Annotated in this window: 20 protein-coding genes; 12 read left to right on the top strand and 8 right to left on the bottom strand. The window is 58.0% G+C overall.

Annotated features, from left to right (window positions below; all coding sequences use genetic code 11):
* Positions 1-98 precede the first annotated feature (98 nt).
* The 3 genes from ACYZTX_RS10540 to gcl all read right to left on the bottom strand — a co-directional run bounded on the left by ACYZTX_RS10540 (position 99) and on the right by gcl (position 3,742).
* The gene (locus tag ACYZTX_RS10540) at positions 99-989 is read right to left on the bottom strand and encodes a 2-hydroxy-3-oxopropionate reductase (RefSeq protein ID WP_347804870.1); all 891 of its coding nucleotides are present in this window, start codon (positions 987-989) and stop codon (positions 99-101) included.
* A 50-nt stretch (positions 990-1,039) separates the two neighbouring features.
* The gene (gene hyi, locus ACYZTX_RS10545) at positions 1,040-1,822 is read right to left on the bottom strand and encodes a hydroxypyruvate isomerase (RefSeq protein ID WP_462034005.1); all 783 of its coding nucleotides are present in this window, start codon (positions 1,820-1,822) and stop codon (positions 1,040-1,042) included.
* Positions 1,823-1,966: 144 nt separating this feature from the next.
* On the bottom strand, positions 1,967-3,742 hold the full coding sequence (gene gcl / locus ACYZTX_RS10550; RefSeq protein WP_462034006.1) for a glyoxylate carboligase: 1,776 nt from the start codon (positions 3,740-3,742) through the stop codon (positions 1,967-1,969).
* Positions 3,743-4,007: 265 nt separating this feature from the next.
* Between gcl and ACYZTX_RS10555 the strand changes: the two genes are divergently transcribed.
* Positions 4,008-4,448 carry a GlcG/HbpS family heme-binding protein gene (locus ACYZTX_RS10555; RefSeq protein ID WP_462034007.1) on the top strand — a complete coding sequence of 147 codons (441 nt, stop codon included), beginning with the start codon at positions 4,008-4,010 and terminating at the stop codon, positions 4,446-4,448.
* Between the two features lie 197 nt (positions 4,449-4,645).
* Positions 4,646-5,104, top strand: a complete 459-nt coding sequence (locus ACYZTX_RS10560; RefSeq protein WP_462034008.1) for an REP-associated tyrosine transposase — start codon at positions 4,646-4,648, stop codon at positions 5,102-5,104.
* Positions 5,105-5,213: 109 nt separating this feature from the next.
* On the opposite strand, the gene ACYZTX_RS10565 is transcribed toward ACYZTX_RS10560, so the two are convergent.
* The gene (locus tag ACYZTX_RS10565; RefSeq protein ID WP_348132580.1) at positions 5,214-5,822 is read right to left on the bottom strand and encodes a TetR/AcrR family transcriptional regulator; all 609 of its coding nucleotides are present in this window, start codon (positions 5,820-5,822) and stop codon (positions 5,214-5,216) included.
* A 134-nt stretch (positions 5,823-5,956) separates the two neighbouring features.
* Here ACYZTX_RS10565 and ACYZTX_RS10570 point away from each other — a divergent pair, with 134 nt between their 5' ends.
* The gene (locus ACYZTX_RS10570) at positions 5,957-6,871 is read left to right on the top strand and encodes a DUF808 domain-containing protein (protein WP_462034009.1); all 915 of its coding nucleotides are present in this window, start codon (positions 5,957-5,959) and stop codon (positions 6,869-6,871) included.
* 66 nt (positions 6,872-6,937) lie between these two features.
* On the opposite strand, the gene ACYZTX_RS10575 is transcribed toward ACYZTX_RS10570, so the two are convergent.
* Both ACYZTX_RS10575 and ACYZTX_RS10580 read right to left on the bottom strand, forming a co-directional pair.
* Positions 6,938-7,726, bottom strand: coding sequence for an MlaA family lipoprotein (locus tag ACYZTX_RS10575; protein WP_462034010.1), 789 nt, complete (start codon positions 7,724-7,726; stop codon positions 6,938-6,940).
* The gene (locus ACYZTX_RS10580) at positions 7,719-9,017 is read right to left on the bottom strand and encodes a serine/threonine protein kinase (protein WP_462034011.1); all 1,299 of its coding nucleotides are present in this window, start codon (positions 9,015-9,017) and stop codon (positions 7,719-7,721) included. The genes ACYZTX_RS10575 and ACYZTX_RS10580 overlap by 8 nt, the downstream gene beginning before the upstream one ends.
* Positions 9,018-9,241: 224 nt before the next feature.
* On the opposite strand from ACYZTX_RS10580, the gene ACYZTX_RS10585 reads away from it, so the two are divergent.
* Positions 9,242-9,610 (top strand): hypothetical protein, encoded by a 369-nt coding sequence (locus ACYZTX_RS10585; RefSeq protein WP_462034012.1) that lies wholly within the window; start codon positions 9,242-9,244, stop codon positions 9,608-9,610.
* A 123-nt stretch (positions 9,611-9,733) separates the two neighbouring features.
* Here the strand turns inward: ACYZTX_RS10585 and ACYZTX_RS10590 are convergent, their stop codons facing one another.
* On the bottom strand, positions 9,734-11,329 hold the full coding sequence (locus ACYZTX_RS10590; RefSeq protein WP_462034013.1) for a glycoside hydrolase family 17 protein: 1,596 nt from the start codon (positions 11,327-11,329) through the stop codon (positions 9,734-9,736).
* Between the two features lie 299 nt (positions 11,330-11,628).
* On the opposite strand from ACYZTX_RS10590, the gene ACYZTX_RS10595 reads away from it, so the two are divergent.
* From ACYZTX_RS10595 to ACYZTX_RS10605, 3 genes are all read left to right on the top strand, one after another.
* On the top strand, positions 11,629-12,480 hold the full coding sequence (locus ACYZTX_RS10595) for a glycine betaine ABC transporter substrate-binding protein (RefSeq protein ID WP_462034014.1): 852 nt from the start codon (positions 11,629-11,631) through the stop codon (positions 12,478-12,480).
* A gap of 296 nt (positions 12,481-12,776) precedes the next feature.
* Complete coding sequence (locus tag ACYZTX_RS10600) at positions 12,777-13,088, top strand: DUF485 domain-containing protein (RefSeq protein WP_129442278.1); 312 nt, start codon at positions 12,777-12,779, stop codon at positions 13,086-13,088.
* The gene (locus ACYZTX_RS10605) at positions 13,085-14,743 is read left to right on the top strand and encodes a cation acetate symporter (RefSeq protein ID WP_462034015.1); all 1,659 of its coding nucleotides are present in this window, start codon (positions 13,085-13,087) and stop codon (positions 14,741-14,743) included. The genes ACYZTX_RS10600 and ACYZTX_RS10605 overlap by 4 nt, the downstream gene beginning before the upstream one ends.
* Positions 14,744-15,329: 586 nt before the next feature.
* Here the strand turns inward: ACYZTX_RS10605 and gltA are convergent.
* Positions 15,330-16,619, bottom strand: a complete 1,290-nt coding sequence (gene gltA / locus ACYZTX_RS10610; protein ID WP_461973441.1) for a citrate synthase — start codon at positions 16,617-16,619, stop codon at positions 15,330-15,332.
* Positions 16,620-16,982: 363 nt separating this feature from the next.
* Here gltA and sdhC point away from each other — a divergent pair, with 363 nt between their 5' ends.
* From sdhC to ACYZTX_RS10635, 5 genes are all read left to right on the top strand, one after another.
* Positions 16,983-17,357: a succinate dehydrogenase, cytochrome b556 subunit gene (sdhC, locus tag ACYZTX_RS10615; RefSeq protein ID WP_282377550.1), complete on the top strand. Its 375-nt coding sequence runs from the start codon at positions 16,983-16,985 to the stop codon at positions 17,355-17,357.
* A complete protein-coding gene (sdhD, locus tag ACYZTX_RS10620) occupies positions 17,351-17,719 on the top strand; it encodes a succinate dehydrogenase, hydrophobic membrane anchor protein (protein WP_007945134.1) in 369 nt (122 codons plus the stop codon). Before sdhC ends, sdhD begins: the two co-directional genes overlap by 7 nt.
* 3 nt (positions 17,720-17,722) lie before the next feature.
* On the top strand, positions 17,723-19,498 hold the full coding sequence (gene sdhA / locus ACYZTX_RS10625; RefSeq protein WP_282377551.1) for a succinate dehydrogenase flavoprotein subunit: 1,776 nt from the start codon (positions 17,723-17,725) through the stop codon (positions 19,496-19,498).
* An 11-nt stretch (positions 19,499-19,509) separates the two neighbouring features.
* A complete protein-coding gene (locus tag ACYZTX_RS10630; RefSeq protein ID WP_046048041.1) occupies positions 19,510-20,214 on the top strand; it encodes a succinate dehydrogenase iron-sulfur subunit in 705 nt (234 codons plus the stop codon).
* A gap of 275 nt (positions 20,215-20,489) precedes the next feature.
* A complete protein-coding gene (locus ACYZTX_RS10635; RefSeq protein ID WP_462034016.1) occupies positions 20,490-23,321 on the top strand; it encodes a 2-oxoglutarate dehydrogenase E1 component in 2,832 nt (943 codons plus the stop codon).
* Positions 23,322-23,334: the final 13 nt, after the last annotated feature.

Here is a 23,334-nt window from a genome sequence, read left to right on the forward strand (position 1 = left end):
AGCGAGCCTGCTCGCGAATCAGGCACCGCGGTTTGTCAGGAACACCGCGGTGAATTCTTCGCGAGCAGGCTCGCTCCCACAGGGTTTTGTGTCAGGGCTTATTTATCGCGAATCGAGAAATTCGCCATGTGTTCCAGGCCCTTGATCAGTGCCGAGTGGTCCCAGTTGCTGCCGCCGATGGCCGCGCAGGTGCTGAACACTTGTTGGGTGTTGGCGGTGTTCGGCAGGTTGATGCCCAGCTCGCGAGCACCCGCCAGGGCCAGGTTCAGGTCCTTCTGGTGCAGGCTGATGCGGAAGCCTGGATCGAAGGTGCCTTTGATCATGCGCTCACCGTGCACCTCGAGGATTTTCGAGGACGCGAAACCGCCCATCAGCGCTTCACGGACCTTGGCTGGATCGGCACCGTTTTTCGACGCAAACAGCAGCGCTTCGGCCACGGCCTGGATGTTCAGCGCCACGATGATCTGGTTCGCCACTTTCGCGGTTTGACCGTCGCCGTTGCCACCGACCAGGGTGATGTTCTTGCCCATCGCCTGGAACAGCGGCAGAACACGTTCAAAAGCGTCAGCGTCGCCGCCGACCATGATGCTCAGGGTCGCAGCCTTGGCACCGACTTCACCGCCAGACACTGGCGCATCGAGGTACTGAGCGCCTTTTTCATTGATTTTGGCGGCGAAGGCTTTGGTGGCGGTCGGTGAGATCGAGCTCATGTCGATCACGATTTTGCCTTTGCCGACACCGGCCGCAACGCCGTCGGCGCGGAACAGCACGTCATCGACCTGCGGGGTATCCGGCACCATGACGATGATGAATTCGGCTTCTTGCGCGACTTCTTTCGGGTTCGCCAGGGCGACGGCGCCACCGGCAATCAGGTCAGCAGGCGCGGGATCGTGATGCGCCGACAGGAACAGGCTGTGACCGGCTTTCTGCAGGTTCAATGCCATTGGGTGGCCCATGATGCCGGTGCCGATAAATCCGATTTTAGCCATGAGAAATTCCTCTTGTTTTTATAGCTGCCCCCTCATACATGGGGAGCGCTTCAGATAGCGTTATGAGTCTTCAACCAGCCCAGACCTGCTTCAGTAGTGGTCAGCGGCTTGTATTCACAGCCAACCCAACCCTGATAACCGATGCGGTCCAGGTGTTCGAACAGGAAGCGGTAGTTGATTTCACCGGTGCCCGGTTCGTTGCGCCCTGGATTGTCGGCCAACTGGATGTGGTTGATCTCGCCCAGGTGCGCGGTCATGGTGCGGGCGAGGTCGCCCTCCATGATTTGCATGTGATAGATGTCGTATTGCAGGAACAGGTTGGCGCTGCCGACCTGTTCGCGAATCGACAGGGCTTGCGCCGTGTTGTTCAGGTAGAAACCCGGAATGTCGCGGGTGTTGATCGCTTCCATCACCAGTTTGATGCCTGCCGCTTGCAGCTTGTCGGCCGCGTACTTGAGGTTGCTGACGAAGGTTTTTTCTACGGTGGCATCGTCGACGCCTTGTGGACGAATACCGGCCAGGCAGTTGACTTGGGTGTTGCCCAACACTTTTGCGTAGGCAATCGCCAGGTCGACACCGGCGCGGAACTCTTCAACGCGATCCGGCAGGCACGCGATACCGCGTTCGCCCTTGGCCCAGTCACCGGCCGGCAAGTTGAACAGCACCTGGGTCAGGCCGTTGGCGTCGAGCTTGGCTTTGATGTCGGCGGAGTTGAAGTCGTAAGGGAACAGGTATTCGACACCACTGAAGCCGGCCTTGGCGGCAGCTTCAAAACGGGCAAGAAAATCCTGCTCGGTGAACAGCATGGACAGGTTGGCTGCGAAACGCGGCATGGTGGTCTCCTGTAAAAATAGGTGCCTGTAGCAGCTGCCGAGGTACGAGGCTGCGTTGGGCTGCGAAGCGGCCCCCGAACGGCGGTCCTGCGGACACGCCACGCAGCCTCGTGCCTCGGCAGCTGCTACAGGTAGCAGATCATCTTAATCAAGCATTGAAATCGCCGTTGGCGCATCGTTGCCGACCAGCGCCAGGTCTTCGAATTCGTTGACGGCGTTGATCTCGGTGCCCATGGAAATGTTGGTCACGCGCTCCAGAATAATCTCGACGATCACCGGCACTTTGAACTCTTCGATCATTTCCTGAGCCTTGCGCAAGGCAGGCTGGATCTGACCCGGTTCGAACACACGCAGCGCCTTGCAGCCGAGGCCTTCAGCAACCGCGACGTGGTCGACACCGTAACCGTTGAGTTCCGGAGCGTTCAGGTTATCGAAGGCCAGCTGCACGCAGTAGTCCATGTCGAAACCGCGCTGAGACTGACGGATCAGCCCCAGGTACGAGTTGTTGACCACAACGTGGATGTACGGCAGCTTGAACTGCGCGCCCACCGCCAACTCTTCGATCATGAACTGGAAATCATAGTCGCCCGACAGCGCCACGACCTTGCGGGTCGGATCAGCCTTGACCACGCCCAGCGCTGCCGGAATGGTCCAGCCCAGAGGACCTGCCTGACCGCAGTTGATCCAGTGACGCGGTTTGTAGACGTGCAGGAACTGCGCGCCGGCAATCTGCGACAGACCGATGGTGCTGACGTAGCACGTGTCTTTGCCGAACACCTGGTTCATCTCTTCGTAAACGCGTTGCGGCTTGACCGGCACGTTGTCGAAGTGAGTCTTGCGCTGCAGGCTGGCTTTGCGCTGCTGGCAGTCTTGCAACCAGGCACTGCGGTTTTTCAGCTTGCCGGCGGCTTGCCATTCGCGAGCGACTTCGATGAATACGGTCAGCGCGGCAGCGGCGTCGGAAACGATGCCCAGGTCCGGGGTGAACACGCGGCCGATCTGAGTCGGTTCGATGTCAACGTGAATGAATTTGCGACCTTCGGTGTAGACGTCAATCGAGCCGGTGTGACGGTTGGCCCAACGGTTACCGACGCCCAGCACCACGTCCGACTTCAGCATCGTCGCGTTGCCGTAGCGGTGCGAGGTTTGCAGACCGACCATGCCGACCATCAATGGGTGATCGTCCGGAATGGTGCCCCAGCCCATCAGGGTCGGGATCACTGGAATGCCAGTCAGCTCGGCAAATTCCACCAGCAACTCGCTAGCATCGGCGTTGATGATGCCGCCACCGGCAACCAGCAGTGGACGCTCAGCCTGGTCGAGCATGGCCAGAGCCTTCTCGATTTGCACGCGGTTAGCGGTGGGCTTGGCCAGCGGCAGTGGTTCGTAGGCGTCGATGTCGAATTCGATTTCGGCCATCTGCACGTCGAACGGCAGGTCGATCAGCACCGGGCCTGGACGGCCGGAGCGCATTTCGTAGAAGGCTTTCTGGAACGCGTAAGGCACCTGGCCCGGTTCCATGACGGTGGTTGCCCACTTGGTCACTGGCTTGACGATCGCGGTGATGTCGACAGCCTGGAAGTCTTCCTTGTGCATACGGGCGCGGGGTGCTTGCCCGGTGATGCAAAGGATCGGGATCGAGTCGGCCGAGGCACTGTAGAGCCCGGTGACCATGTCGGTACCGGCAGGGCCGGAAGTGCCGATGCACACGCCAATGTTGCCGGCCTTGGTGCGGGTGTAGCCCTCGGCCATGTGCGAGGCGCCTTCAACGTGCCGAGCGAGGACGTGATCGATGCCACCGACCTTCTGCAAGGCGGAGTACAGCGGGTTGATCGCGGCGCCCGGAATGCCAAAAGCGGTATCAACCCCTTCACGGCGCATCACCAGAACGGCGGCTTCGATTGCTCTCATTTTGCTCATGGTTTTGGTGCCTCTTACGTTTTGTAATTGTATACAAGTGGCTTTGCGCAGAGTGTATTCACGGCGGACGGCGCAGGTCAATCCATTTTCTCAAGCGACTGTTTCATTCGTCGGAAGCCCGATCTGCTGTGGCTTTTCGTCGCATGTGGCGCTTTTCGAAAATTATTGTATACAAAAAAATAACTCATTGTGTTCTATTTGTTGCATCGGACTCTGAACGAAAACAGTCCAGCAGCTTTCCCTATAGCAAAATGAGGACGGCACCATGAGCGCTTTAACCTTGAAAGTCGCAGTCAACCTGATCAGTCAGGCCATCTCCGCGGGGCGTGCAATCTCGGCGGCTCCATTGACCATCGCGGTGCTGGATGCCGGTGGGCATCTGATCTCCCTGCAACGCGAAGACGGCGCCAGCCTGCTGCGCCCGCAGATCGCCATCGGCAAAGCCTGGGGCGCCATCGCCCTGGGCAAAGGCTCGCGCCTGCTGGCACTGGACGCCCAACAACGGCCGGCGTTCATCGCCGCCTTGAATAGTCTGGGGCAGGGCAGTGTTGTGCCGGCACCGGGCGGTGTGTTGATTCGGGATCAGGAGGGGAACGTGCTGGGAGCGGTGGGTATCAGCGGGGATCTGTCCGATGTTGATGAGCAGTGTGCGATCAGTGCGATCGAGGCGATGGGGTTGCGGGCGGATGCGGGGGTGACTGCTTGATTTATGGTGACTGATTGACCGCTTTCGCGAGCAAGCCCGCTCCCACAAGGGATTATCTGAATGACAGAGATCTACTGTGGGAGCGAGCCTGCTCGCGAAGGCATTCCTCCAGACACATCCAGCTAAAAGTCTGTCCCACTCTCTAGCACTCACAGGTCTAGCCTTCTGCATGACTTAATCATGAAGAGGGCAAAGGAATGCCGGATTTGGCTGCTTCACACCGCTTGCGCGTCGGCCGCTTCGCCGAACCCAACCGAATTTACCTGCTGACCACCAACACGCTCGGTAGAGACCCTGTTTTCAATGACTTTGTCTTGGGCAGATTAGTCGTCGCTCAATTTCGTGCCGCACAAGATCAAGGCTGTGCTAACTCATTAGCCTGGGTCGTGATGCCAGATCACTTTCATTGGTTGATCGAGTTGCGGCAGGGATCGTTGAGCGGACTGATGCAAAAGACCAAGTCTTTGAGTACCAAAGCGGTGAACCACAGCACCGGTCATAAGGTCAGTCTTTGGCAGCAAGGCTTTCATGATCGGGCGCTGCGCCGAGAGGAAGACCTGGTAAAGCTGGCTCGGTACGTTGTGGCAAATCCATTGCGGGCGGGACTGGTCGAGAAGCTTGGCGACTATCCCCTGTGGGATGCTATTTGGGTTTGAACTGAAACCGAGTTGCCCTTTCGCGAGCAGGCTCGCTCCCACAAGGGGGTTGTGGGCACAGGAGATCCAGTGTGGGAGCGAGCCTGCTCGCGAACAGCCGCGCTGCGGTTTAGCGGTCCGGCTCACACCCCTTCAGCACCAACCGAATAATGGTCTGCGCCGCCGCTTCATAATCCGCCTCATCCAGCTTGGCTTTCCCGGTAACCGCAGAAATCTGCCAATCAAAGTCGGCGTAGGTCTGGGTCGCGGCCCAGATGCTGAACATCAGGTGGTTGGGGTCGATGGGGGCGATCTGGCCGCGGTCGATCCAGGTCTGGATGCAGTCGATGTTGTGCTTGGCCTGGCCGTTGAGTCGTTCCACCAGATCGGCGCTCAGGTGCGGGGCGCCGTGCATGATTTCGCTGGCGAACACCTTGGAGGCGAAGGGCAGGTCGCGGGAGATGCGGATCTTCGAGCGGATGTAGCCGCTCAGCACTTCACTGGGCACGCCGTCGGCGTTGAACGGTGTCGAAGCCTGCAGAATCGGCTCGATGATACTTTCCAGGACCTCACGGTAGAGGTTTTCCTTGGATTTGAAATAGTAGTAGACGTTGGGCTTGGGCAATCCCGCCTTGGCTGCGATGTCACTGGTTTTGGTCGCAGCGAAGCCCTTGTCGGCAAATTCTTCACTGGCGGCACGCAGGATCAGTTGTTTGTTGCGCTCGCGGATAGTGCTCATAAACCAGGGGGTTCCTTGCCTGTTCTGGCGGTTGCGCATGGTAGCACCGGCCTCGCGCGGCGCTCAAGAATGCCCCGTGCGCCGGCCGGCCGCGCTATGCTGCGGGGCATTCATTCAAGAAGGAAACCTGATTTATGGCAGGAAGCAGTTTGCTGTTGCTCATCGACGACATTGCCGCCGTCCTCGACGATGTGGCGCTGATGACCAAAATGGCCGCCAAAAAGACCGCCGGCGTGCTCGGTGACGATTTGGCGCTCAACGCACAGCAGGTTTCCGGCGTGCGTGCCGAGCGGGAAATCCCGGTCGTATGGGCGGTAGCCAAGGGCTCGTTTCTCAACAAACTGATCCTGGTGCCCTCGGCCTTGGCCATCAGTGCGTTCATTCCCTGGCTGGTCACGCCGTTGTTGATGGTGGGTGGCGCCTACCTGTGTTTCGAAGGTTTCGAAAAACTCGCCCACAAATTCCTGCACAGCAAGGCTGAAGACCAGGCCGAGCATGCAGAGCTGGTCGAGGCCGTGGCCGATCCGGCAATTGATCTGGTGGCCTTCGAGCAGGACAAGATCAAAGGTGCCATCCGCACCGACTTCATTCTTTCTGCAGAAATCATCGCCATCACCCTGGGCACCGTGGCGGATGCCTCGCTGACCCAACAAGTCATCGTGCTTTCGGGCATTGCCATCGTCATGACCATCGGCGTCTATGGCCTGGTGGCGGGCATCGTCAAACTCGATGACCTCGGCCTGTGGCTGACCCAGAAGCCTGGCCAGATGGCCAAAAGCATCGGCGGCACCATTCTGCGGGCTGCGCCGTACATGATGAAAAGCCTGTCGGTGATCGGCACGGCGGCGATGTTCCTGGTGGGGGGTGGAATTCTTACCCACGGCGTGCCGGTGGTTCATCACTGGATTGAAAGCGTCAGCGCGGGGGCGGGCGGTGCCGGGTTTATCGTGCCGACGTTGCTGAATGCGGTGGCGGGGATTGTGGCGGGTGCGGTGGTGTTGGCGGGTGTGATGGTTGCCAGCAAAATCTGGAAAGCACTCAGAAGCTGATCCTCTGCGAAATAAAAAAAGGCCATTCGATTTGCATCGAATGGCCTTTTTTTGTTGCCGCCGAACTTACTCGGCGATTTGCAGCTTGCGCGACTCGGTGTAGACGTAACGCACTTTCTCGTACTCGAACGGCGAGTTCAGTTGGCCATAGCGAAAGCTGGTCTGGTAGCGCTTGTCGACGCTGCGCAGGACCCAGACCTCGGGGTGGTTGGAGCTGACTTCGGAGACGTTCAGGAAGTTGATCGCCGACTCGGCCGTGAAGTCCACTGCCAGGCCACCGGTGTCGCGGATGTTCGAAGGGCCAAGGATTGGCAGCACAAAGTAGGCGCCGCCCGGTACGCCGTAGAAACCCAGTGTCTGCCCGAAGTCTTCGCTCTGGCGTGGCAGGCCCATGGCGGTGGCCGGGTCCCACAGGCCGGCGATGCCGACGGTGGTGTTGAGCAGCAGCCGTGCGGTGGTTTCCATCGAGCGCTGCCCTTTGAACTGCAGCAGGCTGTTCAACAGGTTCGGTACGTCACCGATGTTGTTGAAGAAGTTGCTGACGCCAGTACGCAGGAAGCTCGGAGTGATGTAGCGATAGCCGTCAACCACGGGCAGGAACACCCATTGGTCGAAACGGTAGTTGAAGTGGTAGACGCGGCGGTTCCACCCTTCCAGCGGGTCGTAGACGTTCAGCGCGTTAAGCGTCGAGCGTTCGAATTCGCGCTGATCCAGCCCCGGGTTGAATTTGAGTTTGCTCAGCGGCTCCTTGAAGCCGTCACTGTCGATAACAACCGGTGCGTTGGCTTTGCTGTTGTCGGCATTGGCGACGCCTGCACAGAGTAACGCTGCGATAAGCAGGAGGTATTTAGCCACGGAAGAACTCCAGCATGGCGTCGCTGTTGACGCGGTAATTAAGGTTGCCGCAATGGCCGCCCAGTGGATAAACGGTCAAACGATCGCCGAAGGTCTTGCGCAGGAAGCCGAGGTCACCCGGGCCGAGAATCACGTCGTCGGCGTTGTGCATGACGGCGATTTTCGGGCTGTCATGCAGGTAGTCCTTCAAGGCATACAGGCTGGCCTGATCGATCAGTTGCAGCAGGCTCCCGCCATCGGTTCGCGCACGCCACATCGGGATCACTTGTTCGGTGATGTAGCAGTCGAAGTCGCACTGCAGCGCACGCTTGAGGTACGGCGTGAGGCTGGTGCCTTCGGTGATCGGGGTTTTCGGCGGCGTGATCAGACCACGACGGTTGATCAGGTCCGAGGTGAAGGCAATGTCGGCTGCCGAGAAGCGGAACGCGGTGCCGATCAGCATGGCCATCTGTTCGTTGCTCAGGTGCTGCTTGGACTGCTGGAAGTCGTAGAGCAGAGCATCGTTGAGGTCGATGTAGCCTTTTTGCTGGAAGTAGCGGGTCAGTTTGTTCAGCACCAGTTCATAGAACGTTGTGCTGTTGTTGATGCCCTTGACTTCCGTTTGTACAAGCTTGTCGAGGTTGGTGATCGAGGTGTAGAGATTGACCGGCGGGTTGAGCAGCAAGACTTTCTTGAAGTTGAAGCTGCGGCGGGTTTCGTCCAGGTGCGCAACGAATGCTGCGTCCAGCGCGCCCAAGCTGTAACCGGTCAGGTAGAAATCGGTAACGGCGACATTCGGGTTTTGCGCCCGCACGGCCTGCATCACCCGGTACATGTCTTCGGCGTCTTCCTTGGTAATGCCGGGTGTAGCGAAGCGTGAGGCGGCGCTCATGAAGTCGAAGCTGGTGGGCGACGACAGTTGCACCACATGGTAGCCGGCCTTGTAGTAGAGCTTTTTCAGGTATTCGTTGTGGCTGCTGTCATAGCGCGCGCCGGTGCCGGCGATCAGGAAGATCAGCGGTGAGGCTTTGTCCTGGGTGGCAATGCGGTAAGTCAGCTTTTTTACCGGCCAGAAGTTGTCCGGCAGTTCGAATGCACGCTCCGGGCGCAGTGTAACGCTGCGTGTCTGCTGATCGATGTCGTCGTCCAGTGGCAACTCCGGACGCAGGTCCGGCGGAGTCGTGGCGATGGTCGCCTCGAACGGGTTGGTCAAGGGGTAGCCATAACTGGCGGCGTCGATATCGACCGCCAGTGCGGACGCACTCAAAATAAGGCCGCCAAACAGGGCGGCGAAGCGCAAGGAACGGAGCATGACTAGATCCCTTAGAGGAAGGTGCCGAATGAAGTTCGCAGGCTATGACCACGGGGTTTGCGCCAAAGTGCCATGGATCGGCACCAATCAGGCCTAATTTCGAGGTAATAGTAGCTGGACGATACACTTTGCAGCTATTTCGTGACCAATTATCTGTTGCGCACGTTTGCTAACCACCGGCAGGGGATTAAGCTGGCAGCCGTTTTCGTTTATTGGAGTGCTTCATGTCCCGCCGTCTGCCTGTGATTCTGCTGCTCGTTCTCCTGCCGTTATGGCTGGCCGCCAGTTATGGCGCGCGTTATGGTTTTATGGAGGATGCTCAATGGGTCGGCGTCTGTGTGGACGAAGCAAGTCGCTGGGAATGCCAGATTCGTTCGAGCCTGGGGTTGATGATTCACTTCAAGGTGTTGGGTTGGACGGCATTGGGCGCGGCGATCATTAGTTTTGTCGTGCCGGGGCGGGCGGGGTGGTGGCTGGCGGTGTTGGCGCTGGTGTTCGGGCTTCCAGCGTTGGCGTTGTACAACACTACTTTGGCGGTGTTTGCGGTGGTGATTGCTGCTTTGCGTCTGGTTCGGGCTTCCCGCAGCGCCTGACAGTCAGCCTTCGCGAGCAAGCTCGCTCCCACAGGGTTCTTTAGCGAATACGAATTTGTATACGACAAAGATCCCTGTGGGAGCGTGGCTTGCCCGCGAAGAGGCCGGCAGCTGCGCTGAAGATCAGGCCTTGCGAACCCGCAAACTGCGCCACAACGCCGCCACCATCAACACACTCACCAGCGCCCAACCCCAGGCCTGCTGATTCTGCAACCCTTCTTGATACAGCTGCGGCGCAATGCCAGCACCGATGATGAAGGTCAGCAGGGCAATTTCCCTACGCGGCACGCTCACCGGGCGGCACAGATAGACCAGCGCCGGCAGCACGAAAGCGACACTCGGAAAACTGCGATAACGCGGATCGAACACCAGCTCCAGCATTATCACCGCAGCGGCAAACCCGGCTGCAGCGAGCCACCAGCCAGCCCGACGTTCCAGCGCATTGAACGCCCGTCCACGCCAACCAGTGCGAGCGCTCAGGGTCAGCGCGGCATGCGCCAGCACCAACAGGTTCAAACCCGTCAGCAACGCCACCCACAACCATTCACTGGCAAAACGGGTGGTGACACGCGCCAGATCGCCCCAGGCGCCAATCGAGCAAGCTGCCAGCGCACCCAGCAGTGGCAGGACCAACGCTGCGCGAGTGCTGCGAACACGCCCGCCGAGGATCAGTGTGCCGAGGAAGATCAAACCGCCCACAACCAGCCACTGCGACCAGTACGGCACGTTCGACACCGGACCTGCCAACACGCCCTTGTCCTGGCGATCGGCGTCGAACAGCCCCCAGTAACCACCGACTGCACCTTCGCTGGCGCGTTTCCACGGCTGGTCAAAGGCTTCGATCAGGTTGTAATGCCAGCCTTGCTGCTCCGCCATGATGACAAAAGCGCGAATGAACTTGGCTTCATTGACCCGGCTCGGCAGGGCGGTTTCACGCTGACGGCCTTCGCTCGGCCAACCGGTTTCGCCAATCATCACGTCCTTGGGCGCGAATTTGCTACCGAACACCTGACGCACCTCGGCTACATGTTGCAGCGCGGCGTCGATATTCGAGGGATCGTCTTCCCAGTACGGCAGCAAATGGATGGTCAGGAAGTCCACTGCCGGGGCGACTTCCGGGTGCTTGAGCCAGAACTCCCAGACGTCGGCGTAAGTGACAGGCTGTTTGACCTGGTTTTTGACTTTATGAATAAGCTTCGCCAACTGCGCGCCAGTGATTTCCTTACGCAACAGGGTTTCGTTACCGACGATCACCGAAGTCACCACGTCCGCGTTCGCATTGGCCGAGGCGATCAGCAGGTCGACTTCCTTGGCGGTGTCCACCGGGTTGCTGTTGACCCAGGCGCCAATCATCAATTTCAGCCCGTGCTTGCGCGCCAGGTCGGGCAGGGCCTCAAGGCCCGTCATCGAGTAGGTGCGGATGCATTCGAAGCGAGTCGCCAGCAGCGCGAGGTCGGCGTCCATGCGCTCGGGGCGCAGCTTGAACGGCTGATCGAACGGCGATTGATCCTTGTCGAACGGGGTGTAGGAGGCGCATTGCAGCTTGTGCGTCGCGCTGGCCACATCCGGCAGCATCACCGGTTTACCGAGGCCGTACCAGAAGCCACCGAGGGCAAAAAGCCCCAACAGGCAGGCAAATAGATAAGCAAAAAAAGGAAAGCGTGATGTCGCGGGCATGGTCAGGCCGTCTGGGAGCAAAGCCGCGCATGTTACCTTCATTTGCCGCGTGCTGGTGGCCTGCATAATTTTGACATGCAAAGTTCGGGCGGATTGGCCGGCGGACTTCCGGTGGTCTAGATTAATGGCGTTCTGATGTCGTTTCTCGATGCCTTGAGGTCGCTGGCAGAGAAGGTCGCCATTGTCGTCAGGTTGATGATCGAGGCGTCAGTGCTCTCATAGATAAATCGCGCTGATGTTCGAACAAGTTTGCGGTGGGCGTGATGGGGGCGCTGTGCACCATAACAATACGTTGACGCGACTCGGCATCCGTCGAGCGCAGCACTTTCGGGGAAGTAACGATGAAGATGCGACGACTTTTAGGCGCGAGTGCCGCTCTGGTGCTTGCGATTGGCTCCACATTCGCCAATGCCGAGAGCAAAACCCTGAGCATCGGCTACGTTGACGGTTGGTCCGACAGCGTTGCCACCACTCATGTGGCGGCCGAAGTGATCAAGCAGAAGCTGGGTTATGACGTGAAGTTGCAAGCCGTCGCAACCGGGATCATGTGGCAGGGTGTGGCCACCGGCAAACTCGACGCCATGATGTCTGCGTGGCTGCCTGTGACTCACGGCGATTACTGGACCAAGAACAAGGATCAGGTCGTCGATTACGGTCCGAACTTCAAAGATGCGAAAATTGGCTTGATCGTACCGGAGTACGTCAAGGCCAAATCCATTGACGATCTTAAAACCGACGAGAGCTTCAAAAAACGCATCGTTGGCATCGACGCCGGTTCGGGCGTGATGCTCAAGTCCGAGCAGGCGATCAAGGACTACGATCTGACCGGTTATCAACTCAAGGCCAGTTCCGGCGCCGGCATGATCGCCGAGCTGACCCGTGCCGAGAAGAAAAACGAATCCATTGCCGTCACCGGTTGGGTGCCGCACTGGATGTTCGCCAAGTGGAAACTGCGCTTCCTGGATGACCCGAAGGGCGTTTTTGGCGCGGCTGAAACCGTGAACAACATCGGCAGCAAAGAACTGGCCACCAAGGCTCCGGAAGTTGCCAAGTTCATGAAGAACTTCCAGTGGGCGTCGAAAGACGAAATCGGCGAAGTCATGTTGGCCATTCAGGATGGTGCCAAACCTGAAGCCGCGGCGAAGGATTGGGTGGCCAAACACCCGGAACGCGTTGCAGACTGGATCAAATGATTTGAGCTGACGCGTCTAGTCAGCACCTTCCAGGGCCGCTTGGTATCACCACCAAGCGGCCTTTTGCTTTTCCCTGTGGGAGCGGGCTTGCTCGCGAATACGGTGTATCAGTCACAGATGATGTTGATTGACACACCGCATTCGCGAGCAAGCCCGCTCCCACAATGTTTAAGGGGGATGCCGGGAAATGGCGATTCTGTCATGTCGTTCTAATACTAAGGTCGTCTGGAACCAGTTCCGCAGCCGCATAGAGTGGATGACGTTACAACTTCATCTGTGCTGCGAGGATAAAAACAATGAACGACAGCATTTACCTCTCGATTCAAAACAGCCCGCTCTTCAAGGAGCTGGTTAGTAAGCGAGAAAGGTTCGCCTGGATTCTTTCGGCGATCATGCTTGGGCTTTACTCCGGATTCATCCTTTTGATTGCTTACGGGCCGCATATCCTGGGCGCGAAAATAAGCCCTGAGTCTTCGATTACCTGGGGAATACCGATTGGTGTCGGGCTGATTCTCTCGGCCTTTATCCTGACTGCAATCTACGTACGACGCGCCAATGGCGAATTCGACGACCTGAACAATGCGATTCTCAAGGAGGCTCAGCAATGATCCGGCGTCTAATGGCTCTATTGAGCATCGCAGCTTTCGCGCCTGGCGCCTGGGCCGCTGAAGCTCTGACTGGCGAAGTCAACAAACAACCGCTTAACGTCTCTGCGATTTTGATGTTCGTGGCGTTCGTCGGTTTGACTCTGTGCATCACCTACTGGGCCTCCAAGCGCAACAATTCGGCGGCTGACTACTATGCGGCGGGTGGCAAGATCACCGGCTTCCAGAACGGTCTGGCGATTGCCGGCGACTACATGTCGGCGGCGTCCTTCCTGGGTATTTCCGCTCTGGTGTTCACTTCCGGCTACGACGGCCTGATCTACTCGATCGGCTTCCTGGTGGGTTGGCCAATCATTCTGTTCCTGATCGCTGAGCGCCTGCGTAACCTGGGTAAATACACCTTTGCCGACGTGGCGTCCTATCGTCTCGGGCAAACCCAGATCCGCACGCTGTCCGCTTGCGGTTCGCTGGTGGTGGTGGCGTTCTACCTGATCGCGCAAATGGTCGGTGCCGGCAAGCTGATTCAGCTGCTGTTCGGTCTCGACTATCACATTGCAGTGATCCTGGTCGGTGTCCTGATGTGCATGTACGTGTTGTTCGGCGGCATGCTGGCGACCACTTGGGTGCAGATCATCAAGGCGGTGCTGTTGCTGTCCGGTGCCTCGTTCATGGCGCTGATGGTGATGAAGCACGTCAACTTCGACTTCAATGCGCTGTTTTCCGAAGCGATCAAGGTTCACCCTAAAGGTGAGGCAATCATGAGCCCCGGCGGTCTGGTGAAAGACCCGATCTCCGCGTTCTCCCTTGGCCTGGCACTGATGTTCGGTACCGCTGGCCTGCCGCACATTCTGATGCGCTTCTTCACCGTGAGTGACGCAAAAGAAGCTCGTAAGAGCGTGCTGTATGCAACTGGCTTCATTGGCTACTTCTACATCCTGACGTTCATCATCGGCTTCGGCGCGATCCTGCTGGTCAGCACCAACCCGGCCTTTAAAGATGCGGCTGGCGCGCTGTTGGGCGGCAACAACATGGCGGCGGTGCACCTGGCTAATGCGGTCGGTGGCAGTATCTTCCTGGGCTTTATCTCGGCAGTGGCGTTCGCAACCATTCTGGCTGTGGTGGCGGGTTTGACGCTGGCCGGTGCTACGGCGGTGTCTCATGACCTTTACGCCAGCGTGATCAAGAAGGGCAAGGCCAACGACAAGGATGAGATCCGCGTCTCGAAAATCACCACCATCTGTCTGGGTGTGCTGGCGATCGGTCTGGGCATTCTGTTCGAAAGCCAGAACATCGCGTTCATGGTGGGCCTGGCGTTCTCCATCGCGGCAAGCTGTAACTTCCCGGTGCTGCTGCTTTCCATGTATTGGAAGAAGTTGACCACGCGTGGTGCGATGATCGGTGGCTGGCTGGGTCTGATCAGTGCTGTTGGTTTGATGGTGCTTGGGCCAACCATTTGGGTGCAGATCCTGCATAACGAGAAGGCTATCTTCCCGTATGAGTACCCGGCGTTGTTCTCCATGGCCATTGCGTTTATCGGGATCTGGTTCTTCTCGATTACTGATAAGTCGACTGCGGCTGACAATGAGCGGGCGCTGTTTTTCCCTCAGTTTGTTCGTTCGCAGACGGGCTTGGGGGCGAGTGGGGCGGTTGCTCACTAAGGCTTCAGGTTTGATTATGTAAGCTGCGCTAAACAGAAATGCCCCGGTCGAGAGACCGGGGCATTTTTTGTTGGGCGGATTGATTGTTTACATATCCGTTGCTGCGGTAACGGCTACTTAGGCTTTCGCCCTTACGGCGAGTCCCTTTTGGCAAACGCCGCGCCGTTGGCTTTGGCTTTTGATATTGATCTTGATCTTTCGCCCCTTCGGCAGGCCGAGCGTAGGTGTTCATCAGGGGGTTAGGCGCGTAGCACCGTGCGGCGAAGCCGCACACATCGAGAGGAGGTCGTCGCGAAGCAGACCGGAGGCGATGCCCCCTGATGGACACCGTAGCGAGGGAACACTGAGCTTTAGCGAAGTGCCGTACGCCGGGGCGAAGCCTTTTGGTTCCTTTTTGCTGGGCCGGCACTCCGGCGTTTGAAAAAGGGGCTCGCTGTAAGAGCGAAACCGCCAGCCGCGGTTACCGAAGAAACGGATATGTACCCAATCCCAACCCCATAAAACCGCCACAGCACAAACAAAAACGGCCTCTATCTACATAGAGGCCGTTTCCGGTGCAACTTAAGACGTTATCGCAAGACAGGTCTTATTTGCGGTCTTCCAGCTTGGTGATGTCACGCGACTCGTAGCCGGTGTACAACTGGCGCGGACGGCCAATCTTGTACGGGCTGGAGAGCATTTCTTTCCAGTGGGAGATCCAGCCGACAGTCCGCGCCAAAGCGAAGATTACGGTGAACATGCTGGTCGGAATGCCGATCGCCTTGAGGATGATCCCCGAGTAGAAGTCGACGTTCGGGTACAGCGAGCGTTCGATGAAGTACGGGTCGGTCAGGGCGATCTCTTCCAGGCGCATGGCCAGTTCGAGTTGCGGATCGTTGGTGATGCCCAGTTCTTTCAGTACTTCGTCGCAAGTCTGCTTCATCACTGTGGCGCGTGGGTCGCGGTTTTTGTAAACCCGGTGACCGAAGCCCATCAGTTTGAACGGATCGTTCTTGTCCTTGGCCTTCGCGATGTACTTGTCGATGTTCGACACATCGCCAATTTCATCGAGCATGGTCAGAACAGCTTCGTTCGCGCCGCCGTGGGCAGGGCCCCACAGTGCAGCGATGCCGGCGGCGATACAGGCGAACGGGTTGGCACCCGAAGAGCCGGCCAGGCGTACGGTGGAGGTCGATGCGTTCTGCTCGTGGTCGGCATGGAGGATGAAGATCTTGTCCATGGCCTTGGCGAGTACCGGGCTGATCGGTTTGATCTCGCACGGGGTGTTGAACATCATGTGCAGGAAGTTTTCCGCGTACGTCAGGTCGTTGCGCGGGTACATCATGGGCTGACCCATGGAGTACTTGTAAACCATCGCTGCCAGCGTCGGCATCTTGGCAACCAGACGGATCGCGGAGATTTCGCGATGCTGCGGGTTATTGATGTCCAGGGAGTCGTGGTAGAAGGCCGAGAGGGCGCCGACTACACCGCACATGACGGCCATCGGGTGGGCGTCGCGACGGAAGCCGTTGAAGAAGGTCTTCAGCTGCTCATGAACCATGGTGTGGTTCTTGACGGTGCTGACGAACTGGGCTTTCTGTTCTGCGGTCGGCAGTTCGCCGTTGAGCAGCAGATAGCAGGTTTCCAGGTAGTCCGATTTTTCAGCCAGCTGTTCGATCGGGTAGCCGCGGTGCAGCAGGATCCCGTTGTCACCGTCGATATAGGTGATCTTCGACTCGCAGGCAGCGGTCGACATGAAACCAGGGTCAAAGGTGAAACGGCCCGTGGCCGTCAGGCTCCGGACATCGATAACATCGGGACCAACGGTGCCGCTTAAAATGGGCAGCTCGACGGGGGCTGCGCCCTCGATGATCAACTGCGCTTTTTTGTCAGCCATGTGGCCTCCTATTTATGCTTGAAATCATCAGACAGACCCCCCACGCAGGGCCCGCACCACTATAGTGAGATAAATTCGAATGTCAATTTGCCTAAAGTCTTGCTCCAGAAGGCTTTAACCGGACTTTTTCCTCGAAATTGACTGCCATTTACGCCTTTTATCTAACTTGTGCAATGCGCTATTAGGGGAAGGTGAACGCGTTGTCATTAGTAGCCTAACTGTCTATACTCGGCCTCCGACCGCCAGGGGCTTTTGGGCCTGCTTTACTGGGGGTCGCACTCCCTGGGTGGTGGGTACCTGACCAGTGCACTCCCCAACAACTTTGCCCTGATTGTTAGGGGCTCTTCAGTGTGAAAAAAAGCCGTGAATAGCCAACGACCTGTAAACCTAGACCTAAGGACCATCAAACTCCCAGTCACTGCTTACACGTCCATTCTTCACCGAATCTCCGGAATCATCCTCTTTGTCAGCCTGGCCATCATGCTTTATGCACTGGACAAGTCGCTCGACTCGGAAGAAGGCTTCGGTCAGGTGAAAGCGTGTCTGACCAGTCCGCTAGCCAAGCTAGTGACATGGGGCATCCTGTCCGCTCTGCTGTATCACCTGGTTGCCGGTGTGCGCCACTTGATGATGGACATGGGCATTGGCGAGTCGCTTGAGGGCGGCAAACTGGGCTCGAAAATCGTTATCGCCATTTCCGTGGTGGTAATCGTTCTGGCAGGAGTTTGGATATGGTAACTAACGTCACGAACCTGTCGCGTTCGGGCCTCTATGACTGGATGGCACAACGTGTGTCTGCGGTCGTTCTCGCGGCTTACTTCATTTTCCTGATCGGATACGTCGTCGCCAACCCTGGCATCGGCTACGCCCAATGGCATGAACTGTTCGCAAGCAACTGGATGCGTATTTTCAGTCTTTTGGCTCTCGTCGCCCTCGGCGCTCACGCCTGGGTCGGCATGTGGACCATCGCGACCGACTACCTGACGCCAATGGCGTTCGGCAAGTCCGCGACTGCAATACGTTTCCTCTTCCAGGCAGTATGCGGCGTTGCGATGTTCGCCTACTTCGTCTGGGGTGTGCAGATTCTTTGGGGTATCTGATTCATGTCTAATACAGTTAACACGCTTTCGTTCGACGCCATCATCATTGGCGGCGGCGGTGCTGGCATGCGCGCTGCGTTGCAGCTGGCACAGGGTGGTCACAAGACTGCCGTAGTTACCAAGGTTTTCCCGACTCGTTCGCACACTGTATCCGCCCAGGGTGGCATCACCTGCGCCATCGCCTCGGCAGATCCGAACGATGACTGGCGCTGGCACATGTACGATACCGTCAAGGGTTCCGACTATATCGGTGACCAGGACGCTATCGAATACATGTGTTCCGTAGGCCCGGAAGCGGTCTTCGAACTCGAGCACATGGGCTTGCCGTTCTCCCGTACCGAACAAGGCCGCATCTATCAGCGTCCGTTCGGCGGTCAGTCGAAAGACTTCGGTAAAGGTGGCCAGGCTGCCCGTACGTGCGCCGCTGCCGACCGTACCGGTCACGCGCTGTTGCACACCCTGTACCAGGCCAACCTCAAGGCCGGTACCGTATTCCTCAACGAGTACTACGGTGTCGACCTGGTGAAGAACGAAGATGGTGCCTTTGTCGGCATGATCGTCATCTGCATCGAAACCGGCGAAACTTCCTACGTCCGCGCTAACGCCACCGTACTGGCGACCGGCGGTGCAGGTCGTATCTACTCGTCCACCACCAACGCCCTGATCAACACCGGTGACGGCGTCGGCATGGCGCTGCGTGCTGGCGTGCCGGTACAAGACATTGAAATGTGGCAGTTCCACCCAACCGGCATCGCCGGCGCTGGTGTACTGGTTACTGAAGGTTGCCGCGGTGAAGGCGGTTACCTGATCAACAAGCACGGCGAGCGTTTCATGGAGCGTTATGCTCCGAACGCCAAAGACCTGGCTGGTCGTGACGTGGTTGCTCGCTCGATGGTTAAAGAAATCATCGCTGGCAACGGTTGCGGTCCGGATGGCGACCACGTAATGCTGAAACTCGATCACCTCGGTGAAGAAGTTCTGCACAGTCGTCTGCCAGGCATCATGGAACTGTCCAAGACCTTCGCCCACGTCGATCCAGCCGTGTCGCCGATTCCGGTCGTTCCAACCTGCCACTATATGATGGGCGGCGTGCCGACCAACATTCACGGTCAGGCAATCACTCAGGACGCCGACGGCGTTGACCAGATCATCCCGGGTCTGTTCGCAGTAGGCGAAGTGGCCTGCGTATCGGTTCACGGTGCCAACCGTCTGGGCGGTAACTCGTTGCTCGACCTGGTGGTATTCGGTCGTGCTGCCGGCCTGTTCCTGGAACAGACCCTGAAAGAAGGCGTCGATTACACTCGCGCTCGCCAGTCCGACATCGACGCTGCCCTGGCGCGTCTCGATGGCCTGAACTCGCGTACCGAGGGCGAAGACGTCGCCACCCTGCGTAAAGAGCTGCAAAGCTGCATGCAGAACTACTTCGGTGTATTCCGTACCGGCGAATACATGCAGAAGGGTATCGCCCAGCTCGCTGATCTGCGTGGCCGTATCGCCAACGTCAAGATCAACGACAAGAGCCAGGCGTTCAACACTGCTCGTATCGAAGCTCTGGAATTGCAGAACCTGCTGGAAGTGGCTGAAGCTACCGCCATCGCCGCAGAGATCCGCAAAGAGTCCCGCGGCGCTCACGCCCGTGAAGACTACGAAGATCGCGACGACGAAAACTGGCTGTGCCACACCCTGTACTTCCCGGGTGACAAGCGCGTGACCAAGCGTGCCGTGAACTTCTCGCCGAAGACTGTTCCGACTTTTGAACCTAAGATTCGGACTTATTAAGGGTGGCCGCCATGTTGCAAGTCAGTGTTTATCGCTACAACCCTGATCAGGACGCTGCGCCGTTCATGCAGGAATTTTCGGTCGATACCGGTGGTAAAGACCTGATGGTGCTGGACGTGCTGGCCCTGATCAAAGAGCAGGACGAAGGGTTCTCCTATCGTCGCTCTTGCCGTGAAGGTGTTTGCGGTTCCGACGGCATGAACATCAACGGCAAAAACGCTCTGGCGTGCGTCACGCCGCTGTCCGCTGTCGTAAAAGGTAACAAGCTGATCGTTCGTCCTCTGCCAGGTTTGCCGGTTATCCGTGACCTGGTCGTCGATATGAGCATCTTCTACAAGCAATACGAGAAGGTTAAGCCATACCTGCAGAACGACACGCCGGCTCCGGCCATCGAACGTCTGCAGACCCCTGAAGAGCGTGAAAAGCTCGACGGTCTGTACGAGTGCATCCTGTGCGCTTGCTGCTCGACCTCTTGCCCGTCCTTCTGGTGGAACCCGGACAAGTTCCTGGGTCCAGCTGCTCTGCTGCAAGCGTATCGCTTCCTGGCAGACAGCCGCGACACCAAGACTGCCGAGCGTCTGGCTTCGCTGGATGACCCGTTCAGCGTATTCCGCTGCCGCGGGATCATGAACTGCGTCAACGTCTGCCCGAAAGGCCTGAACCCGACTAAGGCCATCGGTCACGTACGTAACATGTTGCTGCAAAGCGGCGTGTGATTCAGCTGCTGTACCCGGCTGTTGTAAATGCAGTACCGCTGTACCCGTAGATGCTACGGCGCAGGCTTCAACCGGCGCCGTAGTTTTAACCTGAGCAGCAGCTTATAAGGCTGCGGCTCTTATTTTGAAGAAATGAGACAAGCAGGGGCATCCGGGCTGGTACCCGGACTATCAGCGTGATCCTAAGTGGCTTGTTTTAGTCGCTGCATTCGGACTTCTGCAAGCGTGCTCGGTGTCGACGCCGATGGTGTTCCCCTAACCGAGGGTGACCAAGCATGCAAGAAAGCGTGATGCAGCGCATGTGGAACAGCGCCTACCTATCCGGTAGTAACGCTGCCTATGTGGAAGAGCTCTATGAGCTCTACCTGCACGACCCTAACGCTGTGCCAGAAGAGTGGCGCACCTACTTTCAGAAGTTGCCTGCTGACGGCAACACTGCCACCGATGTTTCGCACTCGACAATTCGCGATCATTTCGTCTTGCTGGCAAAGAACCAGCGCCGCGCACAACCGGTTTCCGCCGGCAGCGTGAGCAGTGAGCACGAGAAGAAGCAAGTTGAAGTGCTGCGATTGATCCAGGCCTACCGTATGCGTGGCCACCAGGCAGCCCAGCTTGACCCGCTGGGGCTGTGGCAGCGTCCTGCACCTGCAGACCTGTCGATCAATCATTACGGCTTGACCAATGCCGATCTTGATACGACCTTCCGTGCCGGCGACCTGTTCATCGGCAAAGAGGAAGCGAGCCTACGCGAAATTCACGAAGCGTTGCAGCAGACATATTGCCGCACCATCGGCGCTGAATTTACGCATATCACCGATTCCGAGCAGCGCCAGTGGTTCCAGCAACGTCTGGAAAGCGTGCGTGGCCGTCCGACGTACTCCGCCGACATCAAGAGTCATCTGCTCGAGCGCGTCACGGCCGGCGAAGGCCTGGAAAAATACCTGGGCACCAAATACCCGGGCACCAAGCGTTTCGGTCTGGAAGGCGGCGAAAGTCTGATTCCGATGCTCGATGAGCTGATCCAGCGTTCCGGTTCCTACGGCACCAAGGAAATCGTTATCGGCATGGCCCACCGTGGTCGTCTGAACGTGCTGGTCAACACCTTCGGCAAGAACCCGCGCGAGCTGTTCGACGAGTTCGAAGGCAAGAAGAAGGTCGAGCTGGGTTCCGGTGACGTTAAATATCACCAGGGCTTCTCGTCCAACGTCATGACCACTGGCGGTGAAGTTCACCTGGCCATGGCGTTCAACCCGTCCCACCTGGAAATTGTATCTCCTGTGGTCGAGGGTTCGGTTCGCGCCCGTCAGGATCGTCGCAACGACCCTACCGGTGAGAAGGTCCTGCCGATTTCCATCCACGGTGACGCGGCATTCGCCGGTCAGGGTGTGGTCATGGAAACCTTCCAGATGTCGCAGACCCGCGGTTTCAAGACCGGCGGCACCGTGCACATCGTGATCAACAACCAGGTCGGTTTCACCATCAGCAACCCGCTGGACTCGCGTTCCACCGAGTACGCGACTGACGTTGCGAAGATGATCCAGGCGCCGATCCTCCATGTGAATGGTGATGATCCGGAAGCCGTATTGTTCGTGACCCAGTTGGCCATCGACTACCGCATGCAGTACAAGCGCGACGTGGTGATCGACCTGGTCTGCTACCGTCGTCGCGGCCACAACGAGGCCGACGAGCCAAGCGGTACCCAGCCTCTGATGTATCAGCAAATCGCCAAGCAGCGCACCACGCGTGAACTGTATGCCGATCGTCTGACCCAGGGCGGAGTACTCGACGCTGAGCGTGTTCAAGCGAAAATCGATGAATACCGTAACGCGCTGGACAACGGTCTGCATGTTGTAAAAAGCCTGGTCAAAGAGCCGAACAAGGAATTGTTCGTGGACTGGCGTCCGTATCTGGGCCACGCCTGGACCGCACGTCACGACACTCGCTTCGATCTGAAAACCTTGCAGGAACTGTCCGCCAAGCTGCTGGAAATTCCGGAAGGCTTCGTGGTTCAGCGCCAGGTCTCGAAAATCTACGAAGACCGTCAGAAGATGCAAGCCGGCGGCCTGCCGATCAACTGGGGTTACGCCGAAACCATGGCGTACGCGACCCTGGCGTTCGAAGGTCACCCGATTCGCATGACGGGTCAGGACATCGGTCGCGGTACGTTCTCGCACCGTCACGCCGTCCTGCACAACCAGAAAGACACGGGCAGCTACATTCCGCTGCAGAACCTGTACAAAGGTCAGCCACGCTTCGACCTGTACGATTCGTTCCTGTCTGAAGAAGCGGTTCTGGCGTTCGAATACGGTTACTCGACCACCACGCCTGAGGCGCTGGTTATCTGGGAAGCCCAGTTCGGCGACTTCGCCAACGGTGCCCAGGTGGTTATCGACCAGTTCATCACCAGTGGCGAGCACAAGTGGGGCCGTCTCTGCGGTCTGACCATGTTGCTGCCGCACGGTTATGAAGGTCAGGGTCCGGAGCACTCTTCGGCTCGTCTGGAGCGTTACCTGCAACTGTGCGCCGAGCACAACATTCAGGTAGCGGTGCCGACCACGCCGGCCCAGATCTACCACTTGCTGCGTCGTCAGGTGATTCGCCCGCTGCGCAAGCCATTGATAGTCCTGACGCCGAAGTCGTTGCTGCGTCACAAACTGGCCGTGTCGACCCTGGAAGATCTGGCCGAAGGTTCGTTCCAGACCGTTATCCCGGAAATCGATGTTCAAGACCCGAAGAAGGTCGAGCGCATTGTTCTGTGTAGCGGCAAGGTCTACTACGACCTGCTGGAAAAACGCCGTGCCGAAGGTCGTGACGACATCGCCGTCGTGCGTATCGAGCAGCTGTACCCATTCCCTGAGGACGACTTGAACGAAGTCCTGGCTCCGTACACCAACCTCAAACATATCGTTTGGTGTCAGGAAGAGCCGATGAACCAGGGTGCGTGGTACTGCAGCCAACACCACATGCGTCGCATCGTTGGCAATCACAACAAGTCTCTCGTACTCGAGTACGCGGGCCGTGATGCTTCTGCTGCACCTGCTTGTGGTTACGCATCGATGCACGCTGAGCAGCAAGAAAAACTGCTGCAAGACGCCTTTACTGTTTAACGCCTTCGCGCAC

Source organism: Pseudomonas sp. MDT1-17 (assembly GCF_054898105.1).